Below are 21,900 nucleotides of genomic sequence, written 5' to 3'. Positions count from 1 at the left end.
CTTCATGGCCCAGACGGTTCCGGGGGTTTCTCGGCATGTTCAGACGAGGACCGGGTCACGTCGGCGACGTCGGCCCGGATGAGACATTCTGCGGTCGGAGCTTCGCGTCGCGCGGGGCTCCGGCGGATCGGTGAGACGGGGGCGTTGAGCGCATGCATGTGACACTGAATCAGAGGACGGATTCGCAGCAGCACATGCAGGCTGTGATGCTGCCGTATCTGAGGCCCGAGATGGCGCTCTACGACGTCGGGTGCGGCGAGAAGCCGTTCGCGGACTTCCTGAGGGGCCGGGTCGCGCGCCACATCGGCGTGGACATCGACTACGGCTTCTACGACTCCCGTCACATCGACCTCGTCGGCAGCGCCGACGACCTACCGATCGAGGACGGCACGGCCGACGCCATCCTGTCCAGCCAGGTGATCGAGCATCTTCCGGACCCGGAGAAGTCGATCGCCGAGGCGGCGCGGGTGCTGAAGCCCGGCGGCCTCTTGTTCCTCAGCTACCCCTACCTCTATCCCATGCACGCCGTGCCCCATGACTTCGCGCGGCTGAGCGAGTTCGCGCTGGACGGGATGCTGTCGCGGCACGGGCTGGAGCTGGTCGAGCGTCGGGCCCTGGCCGGGTTCTGGTATCTGATGGGGGCGTTGACGCCCATCTACATCGAGGGGCTGCCGTTCATGCGGGCGCTCCGGCTAGGCCGGCCGCTGGGGTGGCTGGCGCGCCACTGGTTCCGCGCCCTGCACGCGCTTGAGGGCGCGGCCCTGCGGCTGATGAAGAAGGACGTGGAGGCCGCGCGGGCGATCTGGACGGTCACCTACATCCTCGTGGCGCGCCGGCCGACCGCGGCCTGACATGACGCGCGCGCGGACCATCGCCGCCTGGTGGGCCGCGAACCGGGGGCCCTTCGTCCAGGTCGCCGGGAACATGGGCATCCTGACCGCGCAGCGCGTGGTCCAGCGGGTCGCGGGCCTGGTCAGCCTGTATTTCGTCGTACGCCATCTGAGCCCCGCCGACCTAGGTCACTACCAGTTCGCCACCGTCGCCCTGGTGGCCCTGGCCTTCTTCGCCCTTCCGGGGCTGGACAACGCACTGATGCAGTCGATCGCGCGCGGGTCCGGACAGATCTATCGCCGGGCGACCGGGTTTTCCGTCTCCTTCAGCCTGCTGGGGTCCGTCGCGCTGGTGCTGGTCGCCCTGGCCCTGCGTCCGCGAGAGCCGGAGGCGTTCGGGCCCCTGCTGGCCACCGCCGCCCTGTTCGCTCCGTACACGGCGCTGGTACAGTGGAAGAGCGTGCTGATCGGGCGATCCCGCTTCGTTCCGCTGGCAGCGGCGGAGGGCGTGACCGCCCTGTTGACCCATGGCGGCCTGGTCGCCGCCGTGATGCTGGACGTGCGAGCGCTGTGGGTATTCGTCCTGCTCTATCTCGCGCCGACGGCCGTGATGAACGTGCTCGCGACGGCTCTGTGCCTGCGCACCAGCACCCTCGCGGGCGGCGAGGGCGAAGAGAACGAGGGGCTGTTCCGCTATGGACTCCAGGCCTCGGCGGTCACCGCGGTCAGCATGATCGCCGAGCAGATCGAGCGGCTGATCATCTTTCTGCTGATCGGGCCCGCTGCCCTTGCCATCTACCTGGCGGGCGACCGGCTGTCAGAGCTGGTGCGGGGCGTGTTCCAGGACGCCGCGGCGGTGCTGGCCGCCCGGTTCGCGCGCATGGCGACCTATCAGGGGCGGATCGAGCGGGCGATCTGGGTCATCTGCGTCGCGGCCGGGGTGACCATCATCCTGTTCGCCTTCACGCTCGCGCCCACCGTCCTGCTGCTCATCTTCGGCCCCGCCTTTCAGCCATCGATCCCCTATGCACAGGCGCTGCTGTGCTCGGTCGCGATCGGCAATGTCGGCCAGTTCCAGTTCCGCTTCATCCGGTCCCAGGTCGACGGCCAGTCGTTCCGCACCATCACCCTGTGGACATCGGGTTTTCGGATCGTCGGCAGTATGGTTCTCGTGGGGCTGTTCGGCGTCTGGGGCGCGGTCGCGAGCGTCGTCGGCCACCGACTCGTCTTGAGCCTGGCGTCATCGGTGATGATTCGGACACGGTATCGTGCCGCGCCCGCTTCGCCGACCGTGGAGACTTGATCGGGATCGCTCAAGGCGTGATGCTATTGTCGGCCTAACGGCCACGCTTGAACCGGGAAGGGTGATATCTGTGGGATTGTTCATCAGGAACCGGATCGCTCGCGCTCTGGGGGTGCAGGTGCAACCCACGGATCTTCGCGCGGTGACGGCGGAAGATTCCGAGATCGTCGAACTCTGCAGGCCCTATTCGCTCGCCTCCAAGGAACGCATCCTCGCCGTGCGACATGCCGCTCAGTATGTCGCCAAAGCCGGAATCCCGGGCGCGTTCGTCGAATGCGGCGTTTACCGGGGCGGGTGCTCGATGGCCGCCGCGTACAGTTTCGCTCGGGCCGGCCGAGACGACGTCGACATGTATCTTTTCGACACCTTCGAGGGGATGCCGCCCGCGGGCCCGCAGGACGTACATGCGGAACGCGGCAGCCTCGCGGCCGACATGTTCCCGGCCGACGGTGCCTGGGACCTCGCTTCGTACGAGGAAGTCAGCGAGAACATGGCGCGCACCGGCTATCCGGCGGAGCGCATACATCAGGTCAAGGGCATGGTCGAGGACACGATCCCGCACCATGCTCCCGAGAGCATCGCCCTCCTTCGCCTGGACACCGATTGGTACGCCTCGACGCGGCACGAGATGGAACATCTCTATCCTCGGCTGTCGCGGGGGGGCGTGCTGATCATCGACGACTACGGCCACTGGGCCGGGTCGCGCCAGGCGGTCGACGAGTATTTCGAGGCGCACAACGTGCACATGCTGCTCGCCCGCACCGACTACACGGGGCGGATGGGCGTCAAGTTTTGAGCAGGGACCCCGCGCGATCAGGTCGGCTCGCGGCATGAGGACGGCCGTCGCCGAGGCCTTGGCGCGTCATGCCGACCGGTCGGCCCTGGTGTCCGAGGACGGCGTCGTCTGGACCTATCGCCGGCTGGAATCCGAGGCCAGGGCGGTGGCGGCGCGGCTGCCAAGGCCCGGCCTGGTGGTGATCGAGGGCGGAAACGCGCCCGCGACGATCGCGGCCTATCTGGGCGTGCTGCTGGCCGGGGGCCTGGCGCACCTGGGCGAGGCGGGCCGCGCCGAGGCGATCCGCCCCCTGTTCGGGCCCCTGACGCGGATCGCCTGCGAAGGCGAGACGGCCGTGGTGGAGCCGGATGCCAGCGACGCCGCCGCCCGGCCGATCCATCCCGATCTCGTCCTGCTGTTCGGCACCTCGGGCACCACGGGCGCGAGCAAGATGGTCAAGATCACGGCGTCGAACATCCTGTCGAACACGGTCTCGATCATCGACTATCTGGGGCTGACCGAGGCGGACCGGGCGATCACCTCGCTGCGGCCGGGCTACACCTACGGGCTTTCGGTGATCAACGCCCAGCTGCTGTCGGGCGGCGCGCTGCTGCTGACCGAGCGGTCGGTGCAGGACCCCGCCTTCTGGAGCTTTGCCCGGGCTCACGGCGCGACCCTGCTGTCCGGCGTCCCGCACAGCTACGAGACCCTGGCCGAGGACCGGGCCCTGGATGCGACGCCCAGCCTGCGCCTTTTGACACAGGCCGGCGGCAAGCTGCGGCCCGACCTGGTCCGCGCCTATGCCCGGCGGGGCACCCGCGCGGGCTGGCGGTTCTGCGTCATGTACGGCCAGACCGAGGCGTCGCCGCGGATGGCCTACCTGCCGCCCGAGTTCGCCGAGACCGCGCCGGCCGCGATCGGCGTCGCCATTCCCGGAGGCGTCCTGTCGCTGGAGGACGAGACGGGCCGGCCCATCGAGGCTCCCGAGGTCGAGGGCGAGCTGATCTATCGCGGGCCCAACGTCATGGCGGGCTATGCCCTGGGCCGCGAGGACCTGGCGCTGGCGACGCCGCTCGAGCGGCTGGCCACCGGCGACCTGGCGATGCGCCGCGCAGACGGCCTGTATGTGGTCACCGGCCGCCGTTCCCGCTTCATCAAGCCGCTAGGCCAGCGCATCGGCCTTGACGACGTCGAGGCCATGCTGGCGCGGCGCGGCCTGGTCGCCGCGGCGGTGGCGCGCGGCGAGGGCCTGCTGGTCGCTCATGAAGGCGAGGCGGTTTTGGACGGCGCCGCCCTGGCCGGAGAGTTGGGCATCCCGGTCGGCCAAGTCGCCATGCGGCGGGTCGAGGCCCTGCCCCGGCTGGCCTCCGGCAAGGTCGACTACGTCGCCGTCCAGGCGTTCGCCCCTCCAGAGACGCGACTGTCCCTGCCCGGCCACTTACTGAGGTTCGCGGGCGACACCGTCGTCGAGGCGTGGCGGCTGCTGGCGGGCGGAGGCGACGCCCGCGCCATCTCTGAAATCTTCGCCGACGTCCTGCGCCGACCCGTGGGTCCGGACGACAGCTTCTTCGGTCTGGGCGGCGACTCGCTCAGCTACGTCGAGCTGTCGATCGCCCTGGAGGACGCCGCGGGGTCCCTGCCCGACGGCTGGACCCAAATGACGGTCGGCGAACTCGAGCGATGGCGACAGGGGGCGTTGTGAGCGGCCTGCGGTCCGTCGAGAGCACGGTGGTCGCGCGCGCCGCCGCGATCATTCTGGTGGTGGCCAATCACGCGATGTTCGGCGTCAGCCTGCATGGCGGGCTGAACGCCCTTCTGATCCTGTCGGGTCTGGCCCTGGCCCAGTTTGGCTTCGGCCGGACGACCGGCGACGCCCTGCGCGCCATGGCCCGGATCGGGCTGAGGATCGCGGTCCCCAGTTTCCTGGTCGCTCTGGTCTGGCAGATCGCGGTGGGGCAGATTTCGGTGCCCGAGCTCGGCTTCTACAGCAACTGGCTCTACAAGTCGCGGGTTGCCCTGTTCCCGATCTGGTTCGCCCAGGCGTTCAGCCAGCTGCTAATCGTGCTGGCCCTGCTGTTCTTCGTCACCGGCATGGGAGAGCGCATCGCGCGGCGGCCCCTGGCCTGGGTCAGCGGCCTTTACGGACTGGGCGCCGCCGTGGCCCTGACCTCCTACCTGACGTGGGACACGACCTACTACGCCGACAAGCTGCCGCATCTCATCGCCTGGAATTTCGCCTTCGGGTGGCTGATCTGGGCCGTGCGGAAGCGCGTGCCCGGACCGGCGGGGGGGGGCATACTCACGGCCGTGCTGGCCGTTTCGATCGCGACGCTCTACCTCACGGTGGACGCCGCAAGCGGCCCGACGCGGGCGATGCTCCTGCCGCTGATCGTCCTGCCGGTGATCTGGTCCGACCGGATCGCCTTGCCCACCCTGCTGGCGCGCGCGACGATCGTGGCCAGCCAGGCGACGCTGTTCATCTTCCTGTTCCACTACTATGCCTTCTGGGCCGTGTGGCGGGTGGGCCGGCTGGTCGGGCTGGAGGCGGAATCGCAGAACCCCTGGCTGCGCGTGGTCGTGGGCATGGTGGGGCCCATCCTGCTGTGGGCCCTGTGGACGGCCATGCTGAGGGTTTATCGGCGCGGCTACAGCTTGTGGTCGCCGGCCGCGCGCCCGGGTTGACGGGCCGGTTCGGCGAGCGGTGCCGCGCGTCGTCCGCGCACAGTCGGGGAGGCGCGGGACGATACCGGCATCCGGCATCTAGCGGAGGCGGTTCCGCCGCGTTACAGCTGGGACCTGCGACAGAATGGGGATATCTGGCGGAGTGGCGGTTGTGGCTGTGCGCGAGTTCGAACCGACACGCCCGGCGAACGCGCGATGCGTATCGCGCCGCGCCTCGTTAGGACAATGCAGCCCCGGGTGCCGGGCAGGGGCGCGACCGTGACCCGGCCACTGGCGACCGTCGCGATGACCGCCTTCAACGCCGAAGACACCATCGGCCCCGCGCTCGCCTCCGCCCTGTCGCAGGACTGGCGGCCGATCGAGGTCCTGGTGGTCGACGACGCCTCCAGCGACGCGACCGTCGACCGGATCGCCGCGGTCGCGGCCGAGCATCCCGAGATTCGCCTGATCCGCCACCCGGTGAACAAGGGAGTGGCCGCCGCCCGCAACACCCTGCTGGCCGAGGCGCGCGGAGAGTTCGTGATCTTCTTCGACGACGACGACGAGAGCGCACCCCACCGTGTCTCCGCCCAGATCTCGCGCATCGAGGCCTACGAGGCCCGGTTCGCGCCGGACGGCCCCGTCTTCTGTCATGCGGCGCGAAGCCAGACGATGCCCGACGGCAGGCGCCGCATCGAGACGACCATGGGCGCAAGCCTTGGTCCCGACGAACCGGCGCCCAGCGGACTTGCCGTGGCCGAGCGGGTGCTGACGGGTCGGCCGATCAGGGGGGGCTTCGGCGCCCTGGCGACGTGCAGCCAGGCCGCCCGGCTGGGTGCCTATGCGGCGGTCGGCGGCTTCGATCCCGCGTTCCGGCGCAGCGAGGACACCGAACTGTCGATCCGCGTGGCCCAGGCGGGCGGCCATTTCATCGGCATCGCCGAGCCCCTGGTCGACCAAACCATGACGATGTCGAGCGAGAAGTCCCTGGCCGCCGAATGCGAGGCGACGCTGGCGGTTCTGGACAAGCATCGCGCGCTGTTCGAAACGCCGTGCGCCTATCGGTTCGCTCGGCGCTGGACGCGGCTCAAGTACGAATGGCTCGCCGGCCGGCGTGCGCGCTTCGCGATGGGGCTGGCGGGTCTGGCGGCGTCCGCGCCGCTGGAAACGGGGCGGCGGCTGGCCTATGCCCTGCCCATGTCGTCGTCGCGCGCGGGCTGGCGGCGGCTGCACCGCCAAGCGTCCTTCTCGGGAGAAACGGCATGAACTGGCGGCTCAAGATCGCGGCCAAGGTGGTGCTGTCGCGCCTCGGCATCCCCTACGAGGGTTGGCGCAAACTGGGGCTGTTCCGGCTGGGGCGGATGGACCGGCCGGACTATGCGCTGAAGATCTTCGACCTGCACATCCTGCGCGCCATCCCAGACGGGCGGCTGGACGGCAAGACGGTGCTGGAGATCGGGCCAGGCGATAGCCTGGCCTCGGCGGTCACGGCCCGGGCCCACGGCGCGGCCGAGGCCCTTCTGGTCGACGCCGGGGCCTATGCCAGCCGCGACGTGGACCTGTACCGCGCCATGGCCGCCGCCCTGGAAGCACGCGGCCTGCCGCCGCCCGACCTGTCCGACGCGGCGACGCTGGAGGATGTGCTGGCGCACTGTTCCGCCCGCTACCTGACCACGGGCGTGGACGCCTTCGCCGACATGCCCGACGCCTCCGTCGACCTGATCTGGTCGCACTCGGTCCTGGAGCACATTCCGCTGAAACAGCTGCCGCACCTCTTCGGCGAGATGCGCCGCGTGCTGAAGCCGGAGGGGCTTATTTCGCACAATATCGACTTTCAGGACCACCTCGCGCACGGCCTTAACAGCCTGCGATTTTCCGAGGCTGCTTGGGAATCGCCGACCATGGCCAACGCCGGCTTCTATACGAACCGCGTCCGGGCCGGAGCTATGCACGCCATGGTGCGCGAGGCCGGTTTCGAGATTCTGCAGGAGGACTTCGGACGCTGGCCCGCGCCGCCCATCGCGAGGCGCGACTTGGACCCCGCCTTCCGCGACCTCAGCGACGATGAGCTGCGGATCGCGACATCCCACCTGCTGGCCCGACCCGCGTGACCCGCGTCACTGTCGGCATCACCTGCTACAACGCGCGCGACACCATCACGCGCGCGGTGGCCAGCGCGGCGGCGCAAGTCTGGCCGGACCTCGAGATCCTGGTGGTCGACGACGCCTCGAGCGACGGATCGACCCAGGCGGCGGCGGCGGCCCTGGCCACGGTTCCCGGCGGACGCCTGATCGTCCGTCCCGCTAATGGCGGCGTCGCTGCTGCCCGCAACACCCTACTGGCCGAGGCGAGCGGTCGCTACATCGCCTTCTTCGACGACGACGACGAAAGCGCTCCGGATCGGCTGGCGACCCAAGTCGCGCGGATCGAGGCCCAGCCGCAGGACGGGTCGGCCGTCCTCTGCTTCGTGTCCGGCGCGCGCCGCTATCCTAACGGCTATGAGGTCCAGGCCGACGCCATCGGCTCGCGCGGGCGGGCACCGTCGGGCGAGGAAATGCTGGCCTATGCCCTTCTGAACGAGCGCGCACCCGACGTGTTTTATGGGGCTGGCGTCCCGAGTTGCGCCCTGATGGCGCCGGTCGACGCCCTGCGGGCGGTCGGAGGCTATGACGAGACGCTGGGACGGGCTGAGGACGTCGACCTGGCCATCCGCCTCGCGCTGGCAGGCGCGCGTTTCGCCGGCTGCCCGGAACGTCTCTATCTGCAGCACGCGACCCTGGGGACGGACAAGACCCCGTCGCGCAACTTGGCGGCCGAGCTCCGGCTGATCGAAAAGAACCGCGCTTGGCTTACCCAGCGCGGCCTCTATCGCTACACGCAGGACTGGTTCCGGTTCCGCGCCGCCTGGTTCGCGCGGCGGCGAGTCGAGGCGCTAGGGCGGGCCGCCCTGCTGTTTGCCGCGCGTCCCGCGCTGACCGCGCGGCGACTGCGGCAGTCCGGGCCCGCACGCATCGCCCACGAGCGCGCTATGCGCTATGGCCCCGGCGTGGTCGCGACGTGAGGATTCTATTTAACAGCCGCAAGTACGACGGGATCGCGGGCGGCGTCGAACGCATGTCGATTTCTCTGATGAACGCCATGGTGGCGCGCGGTCATCAGGTCGAGGTGATGTCGCTGGATCCCGGGAACGCGACGACCTTTTATCCGCTCGATCCGGCCGTCCGCTGGACCCGGATCGACGTCGGCGATCCCGGGCGGAAAGCCCGGCCAAGCGAGATGCTAGAACGCCTGTGGGCGATGCGGGCCGTGGTCCGACGCTTTCGCCCGGACGTCGGCATTGGCTTCCAGCAGGGGGCGTTCGTGGCGCTCGCTGCGGCAGCGCTTGGCACACGCACGCCGGTCATCGCCGCCGAGAGGAACGCGCCGCAGCGCTTCGAGCACTTGAAAGACGGGCACGGGCGCGAATTCCAATTCGCCAGCTTCCGCCAGGCACGGTTCGTCACGGTCCAGTTCGACAGCTATCGCGACCACTACCCCGAGCATGTCCGTGGCCGGATAGTCTGCATTCCCAACCCTGTGCCGCCCGCCGAAGGGGCGGCCGCGCCGGCGGGCCGTGACGGGTCGCGCAAGACGCTTCTTTGTGTGGCGCGGCTCAGCTACCAGAAGAACCAGGCGCTCCTGATCAACGCCTTCGCCAGCGTCGCCGCGCGCTTTCCGGACTGGGATCTTGAACTGGTGGGCGACGGCGAGGACCGCGACGTGGTTGCCTCGCTCGCGGCCTCGGGTGCCTTGGGGCGCATCCGCCTGGCCGGGGCCCAGACCGACGTCGGCCGCCACTACCGCGCCGCTCACCTTTTTTGCCTGCCCTCGCGCTGGGAGGGCTTTCCGAACGCATTGGCCGAAGCCATGGCGTTTGGCCTGCCTGCGGTAGGCTTGGCGGGGTGCGCGGGCGTGAACAGTCTGATCGAGGAGGGTCGGACCGGGCTTCTGGCGCGAGACGCCGGGGCTGCGGCGCTGGCCGAGGCGCTGTCCGTACTTATGGTCGACCCCGATCGACGCGTGGTCATGGGCGCGGCAGCGCGCAAGGCTATAGCCTCCTATGCCCCAGAGGCGGTCTTCGACCAATGGGAGGCCTTGTTCGAGCAGGCGGCGCGACGATGAAAATCCTGTTTGCGATCAAGCGGCTTGAGAACTCCTCCGGTGGGGCGGAGCGGGTGTTGGCCCACCTGACGGGCGCACTAGCGCGGCGCGGCCACGAGGTCGGCGTGATGACTTGGGACGCCCCTGGCGCGCGGCCCTTCTATGAATTCGATCCCGCCGTGACACTGATCAATCGAGGAGTCGGCGACAGCGGCCGCCCGACGCAGCCCGCGGAGTTGGTCGCCAGGATCGGCGATCTTCGCGGTGCCGTCCGCGCCCGGGGCCCGGACGTCGCAGTCGGCTTCGGCCATCCTATGTTCGTTCCCTTGGCACTGGCACTCGCCCGGTCGGGCATTCCCGTAGTGGCCAGCGAGCACGCTGCGCGCGCCCACTACGCCGCCCGACCGGCCGACTATGCGCTGTTCAGGATCGCGGCCCGGCTCTCGCGCTCCGTGACCGTGACCAGCGAAGCGGTCCGCGCCGATTACACCGCCGACGTTCGACGGCGCATGGTTGTCATGCCCAACCCGATCATGATCGAAGCACCGGTGCCTCCACGTCGCTCGGGACGGCTTTTGCTCAGCATCGGTCGGCTCGATCCGCAGAAGGACCAGGCGACATTGATCCGCGCATTCGCGCGGATCGCGCCACGCTTTCCAGACTGGCGGCTGCGTATCTTGGGCGAGGGGCACCTGCGACGCGAGCTTGAGGCGCTGGTGTCCGAGACCGGCTTGGGCGACCGGATCGTCCTGCCCGGTATTACGCGGGACGTCCTGGGAGCCTATGCCGAGGCGGACGCCTTCGTGTTGTCCTCGTCCTACGAGTCCTTCGGCCTGGTCACCATGGAGGCCATGGCACAGCGGTTGCCGGTCGTGGGCTTCGCCGATTGCCCGGGCACCAACGAATTGATCATCGACGGAGAGACCGGGCTGTTGGTGAGGCCCGGTGCGGATCGCATCGTCGCTCTCGCCAACGGCATGGCGCAGCTGATGCAGGACGAGGCGCTGCGCCGGCGAATGGGCGAGGCCGGCCACTTGCGCGCCGCCGCCCTGGTCGCCCGCGACGACGCGGTCGATCGCTGGGAGGCGTTGCTGCGCCCGATCTCTGGTACGGAAGCGCGGCCATGTGCGGCATAGCGGGGGCGGTCGCCTTGATCACCCCGCCCGAGGCGGACGTGCGGGCCATGGTGGAAGCGCTGCGCCAGCGTGGGCCGGACCGCCGGGACGTCTGGAGCAGCGAGGGGGCCACCCTGGGCCACGCCCGACTCTCGATCATCGACCTCAGCCCGGCGGGCGATCAGCCTATGGTCTCGGCCGACGGCCGCTTCGCCATGGTGTTCAACGGTGAGATCTACAACGCGGAGATCCTACGCGCCCGGCTCGACGCGGAGGGGCCGACCTTGGCTTGGCGTGGCCACTCCGACACCGAGGTGCTGCTCGAGTGGATCGGCCGCCACGGACTAATCTCGGCCCTCGAGGCGGCGGCGGGGATGTTCGCCCTGGGGATCTGGGACCGGCTAGAGCGCCGTCTGATGCTCGCGCGAGACCGCGCCGGGGAGAAGCCACTCTACTACGGCTGGGCCGGCAAGACCATGATTTTCGCGTCGGAGCTGAAGGCTCTGCGCGCTGTGGAGGCGTTCGACCCCGCGCGCGATCCCGAGGCCGAGAACGCCTTCGGTTGCTATGGCTATGTGCCGGGATCGCTATCTATCTATCGCGACGCGCGAAAGCTGCCGCCCGGCTGCTGGCTGTCTTGGGCACCTGAGGAAGGGCGGTGCTGGCCAAAACCGCGGCGCTGGTGGTCGGTGCGTAGAGTCGCGGCGAGCGGTCAGGCCGATCCGATCTCAGACCCTGACGCGGCCGATGCCGCACTCAAGCAGGTCCTTGGTCGCGCCGTCGAGCGGCAGATGATCTCCGATGTGCCTCTGGGGGCCTTTCTGTCAGGCGGCATCGATTCCTCGCTGGTCGTCGCTCTGATGCAAGCGCATTCGCCGCGCCAGGTCCAGACCTTCACGGTCGCCTTCGAAGGTGCGGTTTTCGACGAGAGCGGCCACGCCGCTGCCGTGGCGCGGCACCTCCGAACCGACCATCACGCCCTGCGCGTCTCGGCCGCCGACGCCCGCGCGGTCGTGCCGACCCTGGCGGATATGTATGACGAGCCGTTCGCAGACGCCTCGCAAATTCCGACCGCGCTGATCGCCGGCTTCGCGCGCCGCCATGTCACCGTCTCGCTCTCGGGCGACGGCGGAGACGAATTGTTCGCGGGTTATAATCGGTATCGCCTCCTCCCCCAAATCAACCGGCAAGTCGGGCACTGGCCGAAACTGCTGCGCGCCGCGGCGGCGGCCGGGGCACGCCACGCGCCTCGGCGGATCGTGGAGCGAATGGCGGAGAGCGCGGGCGTGTCGGGGACCGTGGCCCGCCGCCTTGAGGACCTCGCAGCGATGCTTGCCGTCGCCGACAACCCGGCCGAACTTTACGACGCCGCCCTCCGGATTTGGCCCGGGCGGAACTCGCCAGCGGACGGGAATACGCAAGGTGACTTCCCGGCATGGATGATGCTGCGCGATTTCGAGGGCTATCTGCCCGACGACGTGCTGACCAAGGTCGATCGCGCAGCCATGCACAACTCGCTGGAGGCTCGCTGTCCCTATCTCGATCCCGACGTCATCGCCTTGGCTTGGCGGATGCCCACGACGATGAAGCTGGCGGAGGGAGAGGGCAAGCGGCCGCTGCGGCGTCTCTTGGGGTGCCATGTGCCGCTGACGCTGTTTGACCGGCCCAAGGCGGGCTTTACGCCGCCGATTGGCGATTGGATTGGCGGACCCCTGATTGACTGGGCTGAGCATCTTCTGGCCCCCGAGAGACTTGAGGGGCAGTCGGCATTCGATCCGGCAGTTGTCGCCCGGCAGTGGCGGCAGCACCGGACGGGTCATGCAGACTATGGGCGAAGCCTGTGGCCGGTGTTAATGTTAAACGCATGGCGCGAACGCTGGGGTACCTGAGCCCGCGTAGTCAGACTCAGAGGGGCCGCGAGTCCCTTCCGACGATATGGTCGAAAGTGATGCGGGTGACAGCTGCCATCTCGAACCGGTCGGCGCAGATGCGTCTCCCGGCCAAGCCCATGTCACGCACCCGCTCGCGATCGCCAGACAGAGCCAGCATCGCGTCTGCCAGGGCTTGCGGGTCGCGGGGCGGGACCAGAAGACCGTTGACGCCGTCCACCACCGTCTCACGGCAGCCCGGCGCATCGGTTGTGATCACCGCGCGACCGGTCGACAGGGCCTCCAGATTGGTGCGGGGCACCCCCTCGCGGTAGTAGGACGGCAGAACGAAGACGTGGCAGGCGACGAACTCGGCGCGGGGGTCGGCGACCTGCCCCCGGAGTTCGACGATCCCCTCCGCCCGCCAGGCCTCGATGTCGGCCAGGGGGACCGCCTCGGGATTGGCGTCGGGTGCGCCGACCAGCACGAACCGAGTCCGGGGGTCACGCGCGCGGACCCGCCGCGCCGCCGCGACGAAATCCAGCACGCCCTTGTCGCGGATCAGGCGGGCGACCATCAGGAAGACGGTTGGCCCCTCGGGCAGGGGTGCGAGCGCGAACCTGTCCATGTCGATCCCCGAGCCGCTGACCACCGCCACGGCCGTGCCCGGGGACAGCATCCGGCCGTCCACCAGTTCGTCCCGGTCGTCCGGGTTCTGGAGAAGGACGACGTCGGAGGCGCGGAACGCCGCCGCGTAGCCCATTCGGGCCAGGCGGCCGAGGATCGCGCGTTTGACGCCCCGTCCCTGGGTGAAGGCGTAGCCGAGTCCCGGGATCATGGCGGCGCGGCGAGGAACTCCGGCCAGGCGCGCCGACAGCATAGCATAGATAACGGGCTTGATCGTATGGGCGAAGATGACGCGGGGGCGATGCTCGCGCAGGACCCGCCACAGGGCCCAGAGCGCATGCATATCGCGGAAAGGATTGAGCGCCGCCTTGCGGAGCCGCCACGGGATGAATTCCGCGCCCACCCGTCCGGGAGCTTGGGGGTCGAAGCCGGGGACGGGCGTCGCGAAGACGACAACGCGATAGCCCCGTTCGCGGAACGCCTGCATCAGCGCGCCCCGGAAGTCGAACATGTATTTGACGTCCGCGCCGACGAACAGCGCCGTGGGGGCATCCCGCGACGCAGCCTTCGCGATGATTTCAGCCATCAGGACGCGGTCCCCCGCGCCGGCCGGGACAGACCCGCGTTCACCGGGCCCCGCCGCCCGCCGCGATCGTCCAGAAGGTCCGAGCGACGATCAGCAGGTCCAGGTAGAGGCTCAGCTTCTTCACGTAGAAGAGGTCGAACGTCAGCTTATAGCGCGCCTCGTCGGTGTTCACCGAGGGCGGGGCCGAGACCTGTGCCCAGCCCGTGATGCCCGGGCGGACGAGGTAGCGGTAGACGTAGTTGGGGACCTGGCCGATGTACTGTTCGTGCAGTGGGACGGCCTCGGGACGGGGCCCGATCAGGCTCATGTCCCCTCTGAGGACGTTCCAGAGCTGAGGCAGTTCGTCGATGCGGAACCGGCGCAGGACGCGACCCAGTCGGGTGATCCGCAGGTCTCCGACGACGGCGGCCGTGGCGCGTTCGCCGGGCTGCTCGGGCCGCATGGTCCGCAGCTTCAAGATGGTGAAAGGCTCGCCGCCCAAGCCGATGCGGATCTGGCGGTAAAGGACCGGTTGGCCCATCGTCAGCAGGATCAGCAGGCACGAGACGCAGAGCACGGGCAGGGCGACAGGCAGGAAGAAGATGACCAGCCCGATGTCCATGGCCCGCTTCAGCGCCCTGTAGGAGGCGATGCCGTTGGGCGGGAGGTGGTCAATCTCGAAATAGTCGACCGAGACCGTGCCCTTCAGTTCCTCGATGTATTCGCCGATGTGCCGGACCTTGCAGCCCGCCAGCATGGCGCGGGACAGGGCCTTGCACCATTCGGCGCTGACGTGCTCGGACAGCGAGACTAGAATGATGTCGAAGTCGCGCAGGTCGACCTGCGGGTCGTGGACCAACTGGCCCAAGGCGTCCGGGTTGCGGATGTCGCCGACCAGCGGGGCGACGATCGCGACACGTCTGACGGCGAGGCGGTGAAGCAGGACAACGACCAGCCCGCTGATCAGGATGCCGCCTGCGAGGAACGACAGTAGCATGGACCGCGAGAAGAACAGCCGCCCGATGAGCAGCGCCAGGGCATAGACCCCGAAGACGACGAAGACGGCCATCAGGGCCTGTGCGAGCTTCTCGTCGAGGCCACCGTGGCGCCGCGCGGCGTAGCTGGCGCAGACCACCATGCACGCCACGTTGAGCGTGAGATGCAGTCCGTACTCCGGCGACGACAGCCAGACCCCCAAGCCCTGGATTAGGCCGGCGCTGACCAGCGTCCAGCAACAGATGACGATGCCGGCCACCACAGTGGCGACAAGGTTGGCGCGAGCGCCTAGCGGGCGAGCTGACACGGTTGTGCCGTCCGCCCTCGCGTCTACTCCCATCAGCATGATGACTAAGCACCGGACTCGGGTTCACCATGCCCCACATGGATCGCCAGCCGATTGTGCACCCCTTCCCCAAAATATATCCTAACACCAACTCAAACCTGCATCCACTGTACTGACGCTCGTTTAACTTTGGGAGCGCGGCGTCCGGCAATAAACCGCACCTTAACCCATAAGGCTCAGGCTGCTTCGGCGTCGAGGAGGCGAGAATGACCGGCACAAGGCACGCTAAGTCGCTCGAGTTTCGGTTACGGAACACTGCTAACCTTACGCAACATGCAACTCTGATCACCGGTCTTGAACAGCCGGTTGTGTCGCCGGCATTGCAGCTCCAACAAGATTTGACGGACTCAATAGTTTTGCCTCGGCCGTCGCGGATCCGGCCCCTGCGGACGTTGGCCTTGGCGATCGTCGTGACGTGCGTGACAATCGCCTGCCTAGTGTTTTGGATCTCTCTGGCTAGAGCGGTCCTCTAGGCGGGGCCGACATACGCTCCCGTTTGCAAGAGCATAGGCCCTCTCAACGAGGCCGCCCGCACGGCAGTTTGCCCACACGCGTATTCGAAGGAAGGTCAGTCTGACCCTCCCTCAACGACTCGCTTGCCTCGATCATGCCGGAGACCTCTGATCCACTGCTTAATCGCCTATTTGGCCAAGGCCACCACAAACGTCTGGTGGCGATTTAATCCCCGACAATTGAAAAACGCCGCGCTAGAGTTCTGTGGTGAGATTTCTTCGGCTGGGACGGATTTACATGGATAGCTCCGCGTCCGAGGTATAATGTGAAAAGGGTATTCGCCGATGAAAACCGGGGCCATCCGAGCGCCTGCAGATGGCTAAGACCACGGGAATCTAGACTGTCTTTCCTGTGCCATCCTTACTCTGTCCGGGGTTGAGGCAAAGCCATGCGCCGTGCAATAGACGCCGGGTGCCGCGAGAGACCGCACATCCGATAGACCGACGTCGCTTAGGCGCTCCGCATAGTCGCTTGAGACATCGCAAAGCCTAGCCCCAGAAGTAGACTCCAGAGCGCGCAGAACGAAGGCGTGTTGAGAGAGACCTCAACAGAGGAATGAGCTAGAACAAGCAACGAAGCCGCGAGAAGGCCCACAACTAAGGTCCGGTTCCGTTCCCTACTGACGGCGCGCCAAGTCGTCGCGCCAAGTATGACGACGAGGACAAGAAACATCGGAGCCGCGCCGACGATGCCCGCCTCCTCCAACCACTGGACGTAGACATTGTGCAGGACAACAGTCTCAGAGAGGGCCTCCACATTCTGCGATGTCATGATCTGATTGTTCACTTCGGGATAGGTCCCGAGTCCGTAGCCGAACAGAGGCGCGTGCAAGAACGCCCGCCAATGAGGACCCAGAAGATCGCCTCGTGACGAATCTTCTGCAAACTGTTCGAAACGATCCACGAACAAGGTGTTCCCCTGAGTATAGACGACAGTCGCGACCACAATGATCCCTGCTCCCATAGCGATCATCGGCCATCGCACACGCCTGCTGTCCAAGGACACCCAACCTGAGAACAGCGCCAGAGCCAGACAGGTCGCCCCCAAGGCGCCGCGGGATGCAGTCAGAAGCAAGCAGGCTAAGAAGAGCAGAACAAGCGCGACCAGGGGCGCCGTCGCCGTCAGCCGATCCGCAACGCTCTGACGTTCTAGACGGCTCCAAGAGCCAAAGAGCCAGGCGATGGACATGACAATCAGAATGCCGAAGACCGTGCCGGCCACATTGGCGCTGTCGAAACCTCCGCTCAGCCTGGACCCGGAAGTGTTCACGCCGCCCTGACCCAAGAAGACGACGAGATTGAAGAGCGCATAGACCGCTCCAGTGCAGAGCACGACTGCGTATAGCCGACGCGCCGAACCCGTTCGGGCACCGTAGACGCACCCGATCAGAAAGGGGACCGTCAGGCCCAGCAACTTGAGTATCTCAACAGCGGTCGCAGAGCGGTTGATCGTCGAAGACGGCATCCCTGCGGACCACTCCCAGATCGGCTGCGATCCCCCGGGAACCCAAGGCGTCAACGAAAACACTGCGACCAAAACGACCGCGGTAAACAGCCCGAACAGAGTCCCGAAGGGAGACAGCCGATCAAGGTCACGCCGAGCTCCTGGCGAGATTAGGGTTCCGATAAGAATAGCGAAGAGGCAGGCGAACAGAATCAGCGCCGGGGCATTCACTGCGGCGCCGTAGAAGACGTGCGCAGCAAAGATGACGGCCGGCACCAGGGCGGCTCCCACCCAAGTTCCGATCCTCGCTGGCAGGCCAGCAGGGACTTGGTCGCCTCCCCGACGGGAACCTCCCCTTCCCGATCGCGGGGGCTCCGCCAGCATCAGGCCGTGTAATACTGCTTGTAGGCACCATAGTAGTACCCCGCGTCACCATAGCCATATCGCGACTGGGATTTCATATCGACCTGCACCAGGGCGACGCCGACGATATGAGCCCCGGCGCCTTCGAGCAAACGAAGCGCGTTGCTGATCGCCTTACGAGGCGTCGATCTCCACCGCGTCAGGAAGACGACGGCGTCCGCCTTGGAAGCCAGGATCCGCGTGTCGGCAACGGCAAGGACAGGCGCCGTATCGAGGATGATCAGGTCAAAGTTAGACCGCAGTGTCGCGAGCAAGGTATCCATAGCCTGGGAGTTGAACACATCCTTGGGCGTGAAGCTGGTGTGGGTCAGGGGCAGAACGTAGGCGCCCGAGGCCTCGTCGAGGTGAAGCGTTGCCTCCAATGTTGAGACGCCGTTCAGCACGTCAAGCAGTCCCCTTTCCGGTTCGATGCCGAACAGACGATTGACTGCGCGGCGACGCAGATCGCAGTCAACGATCACCGCCCGCTGGCCGGCCTGGGCCGCCGAGCGGGCCAGACAGACCGCCGTGGTCGTCTTGCCCTCCCCCGGAAGCGTTGAGGTGACCGCGATGACCGAAACGTTCTGACCGACCCGCGAGAAGAGGATGGAGGTGCGCAGGGCGCGGACCGCTTCGGCGAATGCTGACAGGGGCTTCTGCAGAAGGAATTCCGCCGGCGGCATGCGGCCGTCCGCTCCGCTAGCGATGGAGGAGACCAATGGAATGGATCCCACGTGCGGGTAGGACAGCTTGGCCTCGACCTCATCACCAGTCGCGATGCCGACGTCGAGCATCTCGGCTAGGACGACGCCGGCGAGGCCCGCTCCACCGGCCAGCACCAGGCCCAGCATCAGGTTGAGCGGCACATTCGGCGAGCTCGGGCTCCCAGGAACAATGGCGCGCGACACGATGCGGGCGTCGGATTCCTCCAGGCCTTCCTGGCTGGTGGTCTGTTTGAAACGGTCGAGCAGACCCTGGTAGAGGGTGCGTGACGCTTCCGCGTTGCGTTGCAGTTCGTTGAGGCGGACCCCTGCGTTGTTGTTGGCGGCGAGGGTCCCCCGGGCTCCGGAGAGGCTCCCCTGCATCGACGCCGTGCGCTGGCGGGCCACCTGCACCCGCGCCTCAAGATTGGAGACGATGCGGCCAATCTCGGCCTGGATCTGCCCGTCGATATCGGCGAGCTCGCGCTCGGCGCGCAACATGTCCGGGTGGCGGGGACCGTAGCGGCTGGAGAGATCCGCGACCCGGCCGCTGACCTCGGCCCGGCGGGTACGGAGTTGCTGTACGACCGCAGAACCCAGTGCCTCGCCCACGTCATCCCCGGTCGAGCCGCGCGACATCTGCGCACGCGCCGTCGCGAGCCGCGCCTCGTCCTCGGCCTGTTGCGCCCGCACCGTCGCCAGCTGGGTGTTGTAGGTGGAGATTTCCTGTTCCGTCAGGGTCGCCCCGGATGCGCTGAGCAGGTTGTTGGCGTTGCGATACTGTTCGACCGCCGCCTCGCCTTGGATGACCTCACCGCGAAGATCGTTCAACCGAGTGTTGAGCCAAGCGTTGGCTTGGCGGGTGGCCTCGAACTTGGCTTCCAGCTGTTCCAGCAGATAGTTTTGCGCGAACGCATTGGCGATGCGCGCCGCCTTCTGCTGGCTCGGCGAGGTAAAGCTGACCCCCATGACGTAGGTGAGGCCCACACGTCGGATCGTGAGGCGATTGCGCACCGTATCGACCACGCGCTCTCGCTGCCTCTGCGCTTCCAGTTCCGTCAGTTGACGCCTCGCCCTGTCCGGAGCCGATGCCCCAAACAGAGATCCGATCCCGTTGGAGACCTGCTCGATTAGACCCGGGCTTCCGAACGCGGAGTTGAATTCCGGGTCCTCTTCCAGATTGAGGGCCTCGACGACACGTTCAGCCAGTTGCCGCGATTTAAGGATTTCAACTTCCGTATCGACCACGCCGGCGTCGGCGGACAGGCCCGACAGTACGGCCTGCGAGTCGACGACCTGTGAGGTGCGGGTGTCGATCATGACGCTTGCGGTCGCAGTATAGAGCGGTGTCGCCTGCAGGGTGAAGACCAGAACGGCCACGAAGACCAGCAAGGCCAGCGCCAGGAAGAGCTTTAGCCGCCTCCGGAACGTCGCCAGCAATGCGTGCAGATCCACAGCCCCGGCGAAGTAGCTTCCAGCCCATCCGCCGGACGGGCTGCCGCGTGTGTCGTCCTCCATCGGCTGATTGCGATAGCCATGGGGATCAAAAGCTTGGTTCATCAGACGCGTTTCACTGTGGAAGTGGAGCTTCCGCTTCCTGGGTCAGAACTGGGCGACGAGTGCGATGGCGAGCTTGTTGACGGTGAAGTCCAGGTCGCGGGCGGCACCGTCCGACTGGGTGTCCAGCGTCGAGAAGCTGGCGTTGATGCCCAGATTTCGATTGATGAGGTAGGTGCCACCGATGTTTGCTCCGACCCTGGTATCCTCCCGATCAACGCCCTCATAGTCGTCCCGGCTCCAGAACAGACGGGCGTTGAGGATGACGTTCCGCAGAAGTTCGTGATCGACCGAAAAGCTCGCGCTGTTGGCGACGTAGGCACCGGCTCCGACGACGGGTGTGTCTTCCACCGTGCGGCCGGCCGCGACGTTGATGGTGGTCAGCTCGCTCGGGAACCATTCCAGCTGGGCGCGTGCGCCAAAGCCCGAGACATCATCAAAAGCCGCCTGATCGAAGCTCTGTTCGATATAGCCTGCCGCAATTTCGCCCCGCACTAAGGCGCTGATTTCGAAGTTGGCACCGAAGAGATATTCGGTCCCTTGGGAGTTCCGGTTAGGGACGATCACGGAGGAACCGACGTCATACTGCCGATCATTCGCGGTAGCCTGGAAGAAGAACGCGGTGTCCGGGCTGACGGCGACATCCACGCGACCAGACACGCTCATGATGTCGCGATCGCGCCCATCCTGATCGATGACGGCGCCTGCTCCGGTTCGACCGTCTTCGTAGTCAAACGACCGCCAGTCCGCCCGGCCCGATAGCTTGAGATAGCCTGCAGCCCGCGAGCCGCTGACATAAGCCTGTGCCGTGTTCAAGGCAGTCGGCTCCACCGCATTCCGTGGCGCGCTCGGCGCCGTGCGCGGTTCAAATCCGCCGGCGAAATCCGCGCCGAAGCCGATGTTCGACTGGCGATTGACATCGATACGTCCCGACGTCCCGATTCCGTATTCGTCGGTGTTCTCGCTCTCGTTGTCCGAATACCGGTTAAGCGATCCCCGGGCGTAGGCGGACAGGAAGTTCTGATTCCAGTCTGATTCGATCGCCAGTTCGGGCCGCACGTGGAAGACGGTGTCGTCCACCTCGTTCGTTGCGGTCGCATAGATGTTGTCGATCCGCTCGGCCGACAGCTCAAGGCGAGGATAAACAAGGAAACCGCCAGCGCGAACGCCCGGCGCCTCATAATCCCGACGAGGCCGCTGTTGCACCGAGGTGTTGCGGTTGCGGCTGAAGTTATCGACCGACGCATCGGGGCCCGTGACGACCTGCGCTGACGTCGCCCCCGCGACCAGAGCAAGAGATCCAGCCGAGATGGACAGCGCAAGGTTTTTCAGAAGACTGGACATACTGCCCCCAAGGTTAGATTTCGACGGGTTGCCGGAAGGCGCGCCCACAACAAGTGACGCTAGCTACGGGTGCCGTCACGCTCTAAAGACGAAGCTTACTAGCCGCGGTAGACGACAACCGTGACGACCGGCGGCGGCGCGTCCGTCGTCGTCGACGTGGTGGACGCCGGCGCGTTGGAGTTGTTTGCAGCAGTCTGAACCGCCCCCGCCACAGCGGTCACGGCGGCCATAACGGCGGACGCCGCACCGGGCGCAGCCGCTGCGATGACCGGCGAGTTGGCCAGGGTCACCGACGCACTCGCCAGTGCAGCGTTCGCTACGGAGGCGTTGGCTCCCGACGCGCTGATCGTCGCGGCGATCGCAGTCTGAACCGCTTCGGTGACAGCGACGTTCACCGCAGTCGTGACGGCATTCTGCACGAAGGCGGCGGCCGCCTCGCCCGTCAGACCCAGGGCGGCCGCCTCGGCCGCAGCCTCGTTGGCGACCTCTGTCTGATCCACCGAGGCTGCCGCCTCGGTCGCTGCGGCTTCGGACGCGGTCACGATCGCCGAGGCCAGGGCTTCGACCGTTACATTGGAGCCGGCGCCATCGACGGAGACGCCGGTCACCTGCGTCGCTCCCACGGCGATCCCGGCCGAGGCCGCGACCAGCGCCGAAACGATCAGCGCCGATGCCTTCAGAACTCGCTTGCCCATTTCCAACCCCTTAATTTGC

The 21,900-nt window shown here is 67.1% G+C and carries 17 protein-coding genes; 11 read left to right on the top strand and 6 right to left on the bottom strand.

The annotated features are described in order from the left end of the window. Positions 1-194 precede the first annotated feature (194 nt). The 11 genes from RMO01_RS17650 to asnB all read left to right on the top strand — a co-directional run bounded on the left by RMO01_RS17650 (position 195) and on the right by asnB (position 12,713). A complete protein-coding gene (locus RMO01_RS17650) occupies positions 195-851 on the top strand; it encodes a class I SAM-dependent methyltransferase (RefSeq protein ID WP_309630375.1) in 657 nt (218 codons plus the stop codon). Between the two features lies 1 nt (position 852). After that, entirely contained in the window at positions 853-2,133 is a 1,281-nt protein-coding gene (locus RMO01_RS17645; RefSeq protein WP_309630374.1) for an oligosaccharide flippase family protein, read from the top strand. A 70-nt stretch (positions 2,134-2,203) separates the two neighbouring features. Beyond that, a complete protein-coding gene (locus RMO01_RS17640; RefSeq protein WP_309630373.1) occupies positions 2,204-2,929 on the top strand; it encodes a TylF/MycF/NovP-related O-methyltransferase in 726 nt (241 codons plus the stop codon). Positions 2,930-2,963: 34 nt separating this feature from the next. Beyond that, positions 2,964-4,610, top strand: a complete 1,647-nt coding sequence (locus tag RMO01_RS17635; protein WP_309630372.1) for a non-ribosomal peptide synthetase — start codon at positions 2,964-2,966, stop codon at positions 4,608-4,610. Continuing rightward, a complete protein-coding gene (locus RMO01_RS17630) occupies positions 4,607-5,590 on the top strand; it encodes an acyltransferase family protein (protein ID WP_309630371.1) in 984 nt (327 codons plus the stop codon). The genes RMO01_RS17635 and RMO01_RS17630 overlap by 4 nt, the downstream gene beginning before the upstream one ends. A 258-nt stretch (positions 5,591-5,848) precedes the next feature. Continuing rightward, entirely contained in the window at positions 5,849-6,835 is a 987-nt protein-coding gene (locus RMO01_RS17625) for a glycosyltransferase family 2 protein (protein ID WP_309630370.1), read from the top strand. Then, entirely contained in the window at positions 6,832-7,680 is an 849-nt protein-coding gene (locus RMO01_RS17620; protein ID WP_309630369.1) for a methyltransferase domain-containing protein, read from the top strand. The genes RMO01_RS17625 and RMO01_RS17620 overlap by 4 nt, the downstream gene beginning before the upstream one ends. Then, complete coding sequence (locus tag RMO01_RS17615; protein ID WP_309630368.1) at positions 7,677-8,630, top strand: glycosyltransferase; 954 nt, start codon at positions 7,677-7,679, stop codon at positions 8,628-8,630. Before RMO01_RS17620 ends, RMO01_RS17615 begins: the two co-directional genes overlap by 4 nt. After that, the gene (locus RMO01_RS17610; protein ID WP_309630367.1) at positions 8,627-9,730 is read left to right on the top strand and encodes a glycosyltransferase; all 1,104 of its coding nucleotides are present in this window, start codon (positions 8,627-8,629) and stop codon (positions 9,728-9,730) included. The genes RMO01_RS17615 and RMO01_RS17610 overlap by 4 nt, the downstream gene beginning before the upstream one ends. Continuing rightward, a complete protein-coding gene (locus RMO01_RS17605; RefSeq protein ID WP_309630366.1) occupies positions 9,727-10,845 on the top strand; it encodes a glycosyltransferase family 4 protein in 1,119 nt (372 codons plus the stop codon). Before RMO01_RS17610 ends, RMO01_RS17605 begins: the two co-directional genes overlap by 4 nt. 14 nt (positions 10,846-10,859) lie before the next feature. Then, the gene (asnB, locus tag RMO01_RS17600) at positions 10,860-12,713 is read left to right on the top strand and encodes an asparagine synthase (glutamine-hydrolyzing) (protein WP_309630365.1); all 1,854 of its coding nucleotides are present in this window, start codon (positions 10,860-10,862) and stop codon (positions 12,711-12,713) included. 16 nt (positions 12,714-12,729) lie between these two features. On the opposite strand, the gene RMO01_RS17595 is transcribed toward asnB, so the two are convergent. The 6 genes from RMO01_RS17595 to RMO01_RS17570 all read right to left on the bottom strand — a co-directional run bounded on the left by RMO01_RS17595 (position 12,730) and on the right by RMO01_RS17570 (position 21,881). After that, positions 12,730-13,905 carry a glycosyltransferase family 4 protein gene (locus tag RMO01_RS17595; RefSeq protein WP_309630364.1) on the bottom strand — a complete coding sequence of 392 codons (1,176 nt, stop codon included), beginning with the start codon at positions 13,903-13,905 and terminating at the stop codon, positions 12,730-12,732. 40 nt (positions 13,906-13,945) lie between these two features. After that, complete coding sequence (locus tag RMO01_RS17590) at positions 13,946-15,187, bottom strand: sugar transferase (RefSeq protein ID WP_309630363.1); 1,242 nt, start codon at positions 15,185-15,187, stop codon at positions 13,946-13,948. Between the two features lie 1,002 nt (positions 15,188-16,189). Further along, positions 16,190-17,458: an O-antigen ligase family protein gene (locus RMO01_RS17585; RefSeq protein WP_309630362.1), complete on the bottom strand. Its 1,269-nt coding sequence runs from the start codon at positions 17,456-17,458 to the stop codon at positions 16,190-16,192. Positions 17,459-17,565: 107 nt separating this feature from the next. Then, positions 17,566-19,803 carry a polysaccharide biosynthesis tyrosine autokinase gene (locus RMO01_RS17580; RefSeq protein WP_309630382.1) on the bottom strand — a complete coding sequence of 746 codons (2,238 nt, stop codon included), beginning with the start codon at positions 19,801-19,803 and terminating at the stop codon, positions 17,566-17,568. Between the two features lie 84 nt (positions 19,804-19,887). Beyond that, positions 19,888-21,186, bottom strand: a complete 1,299-nt coding sequence (locus tag RMO01_RS17575; RefSeq protein WP_309630361.1) for an outer membrane beta-barrel protein — start codon at positions 21,184-21,186, stop codon at positions 19,888-19,890. Between the two features lie 98 nt (positions 21,187-21,284). Further along, the gene (locus tag RMO01_RS17570; protein ID WP_309630360.1) at positions 21,285-21,881 is read right to left on the bottom strand and encodes a hypothetical protein; all 597 of its coding nucleotides are present in this window, start codon (positions 21,879-21,881) and stop codon (positions 21,285-21,287) included. Positions 21,882-21,900: the final 19 nt, after the last annotated feature.

This window comes from Brevundimonas sp., from assembly GCF_031412435.1.
Classification (GTDB): Bacteria; Pseudomonadota; Alphaproteobacteria; order Caulobacterales; family Caulobacteraceae; genus Brevundimonas.
This window is presented reverse-complemented; position numbering and strand designations above follow the sequence as displayed.

What these genes read in the sequence shown, in the direction of transcription:
- RMO01_RS17595 (WP_309630364.1), bottom strand. Translation starts at nt 13,905, where the DNA reads ATGGCTGAAATCATCGCGAAGGCTGCGTCGCGGGATGCCCCCACGGCG.
- RMO01_RS17635 (WP_309630372.1), top strand. Translation starts at nt 2,964, where the DNA reads ATGAGGACGGCCGTCGCCGAGGCCTTGGCGCGTCATGCCGACCGGTCG.
- RMO01_RS17580 (WP_309630382.1), bottom strand. Translation starts at nt 19,803, where the DNA reads ATGGAGGACGACACACGCGGCAGCCCGTCCGGCGGATGGGCTGGAAGC.
- RMO01_RS17605 (WP_309630366.1), top strand. Translation starts at nt 9,727, where the DNA reads ATGAAAATCCTGTTTGCGATCAAGCGGCTTGAGAACTCCTCCGGTGGG.
- RMO01_RS17620 (WP_309630369.1), top strand. Translation starts at nt 6,832, where the DNA reads ATGAACTGGCGGCTCAAGATCGCGGCCAAGGTGGTGCTGTCGCGCCTC.
- RMO01_RS17570 (WP_309630360.1), bottom strand. Translation starts at nt 21,881, where the DNA reads ATGGGCAAGCGAGTTCTGAAGGCATCGGCGCTGATCGTTTCGGCGCTG.
- RMO01_RS17650 (WP_309630375.1), top strand. Translation starts at nt 195, where the DNA reads ATGCAGGCTGTGATGCTGCCGTATCTGAGGCCCGAGATGGCGCTCTAC.
- RMO01_RS17645 (WP_309630374.1), top strand. Translation starts at nt 853, where the DNA reads ATGACGCGCGCGCGGACCATCGCCGCCTGGTGGGCCGCGAACCGGGGG.
- RMO01_RS17575 (WP_309630361.1), bottom strand. Translation starts at nt 21,186, where the DNA reads ATGTCCAGTCTTCTGAAAAACCTTGCGCTGTCCATCTCGGCTGGATCT.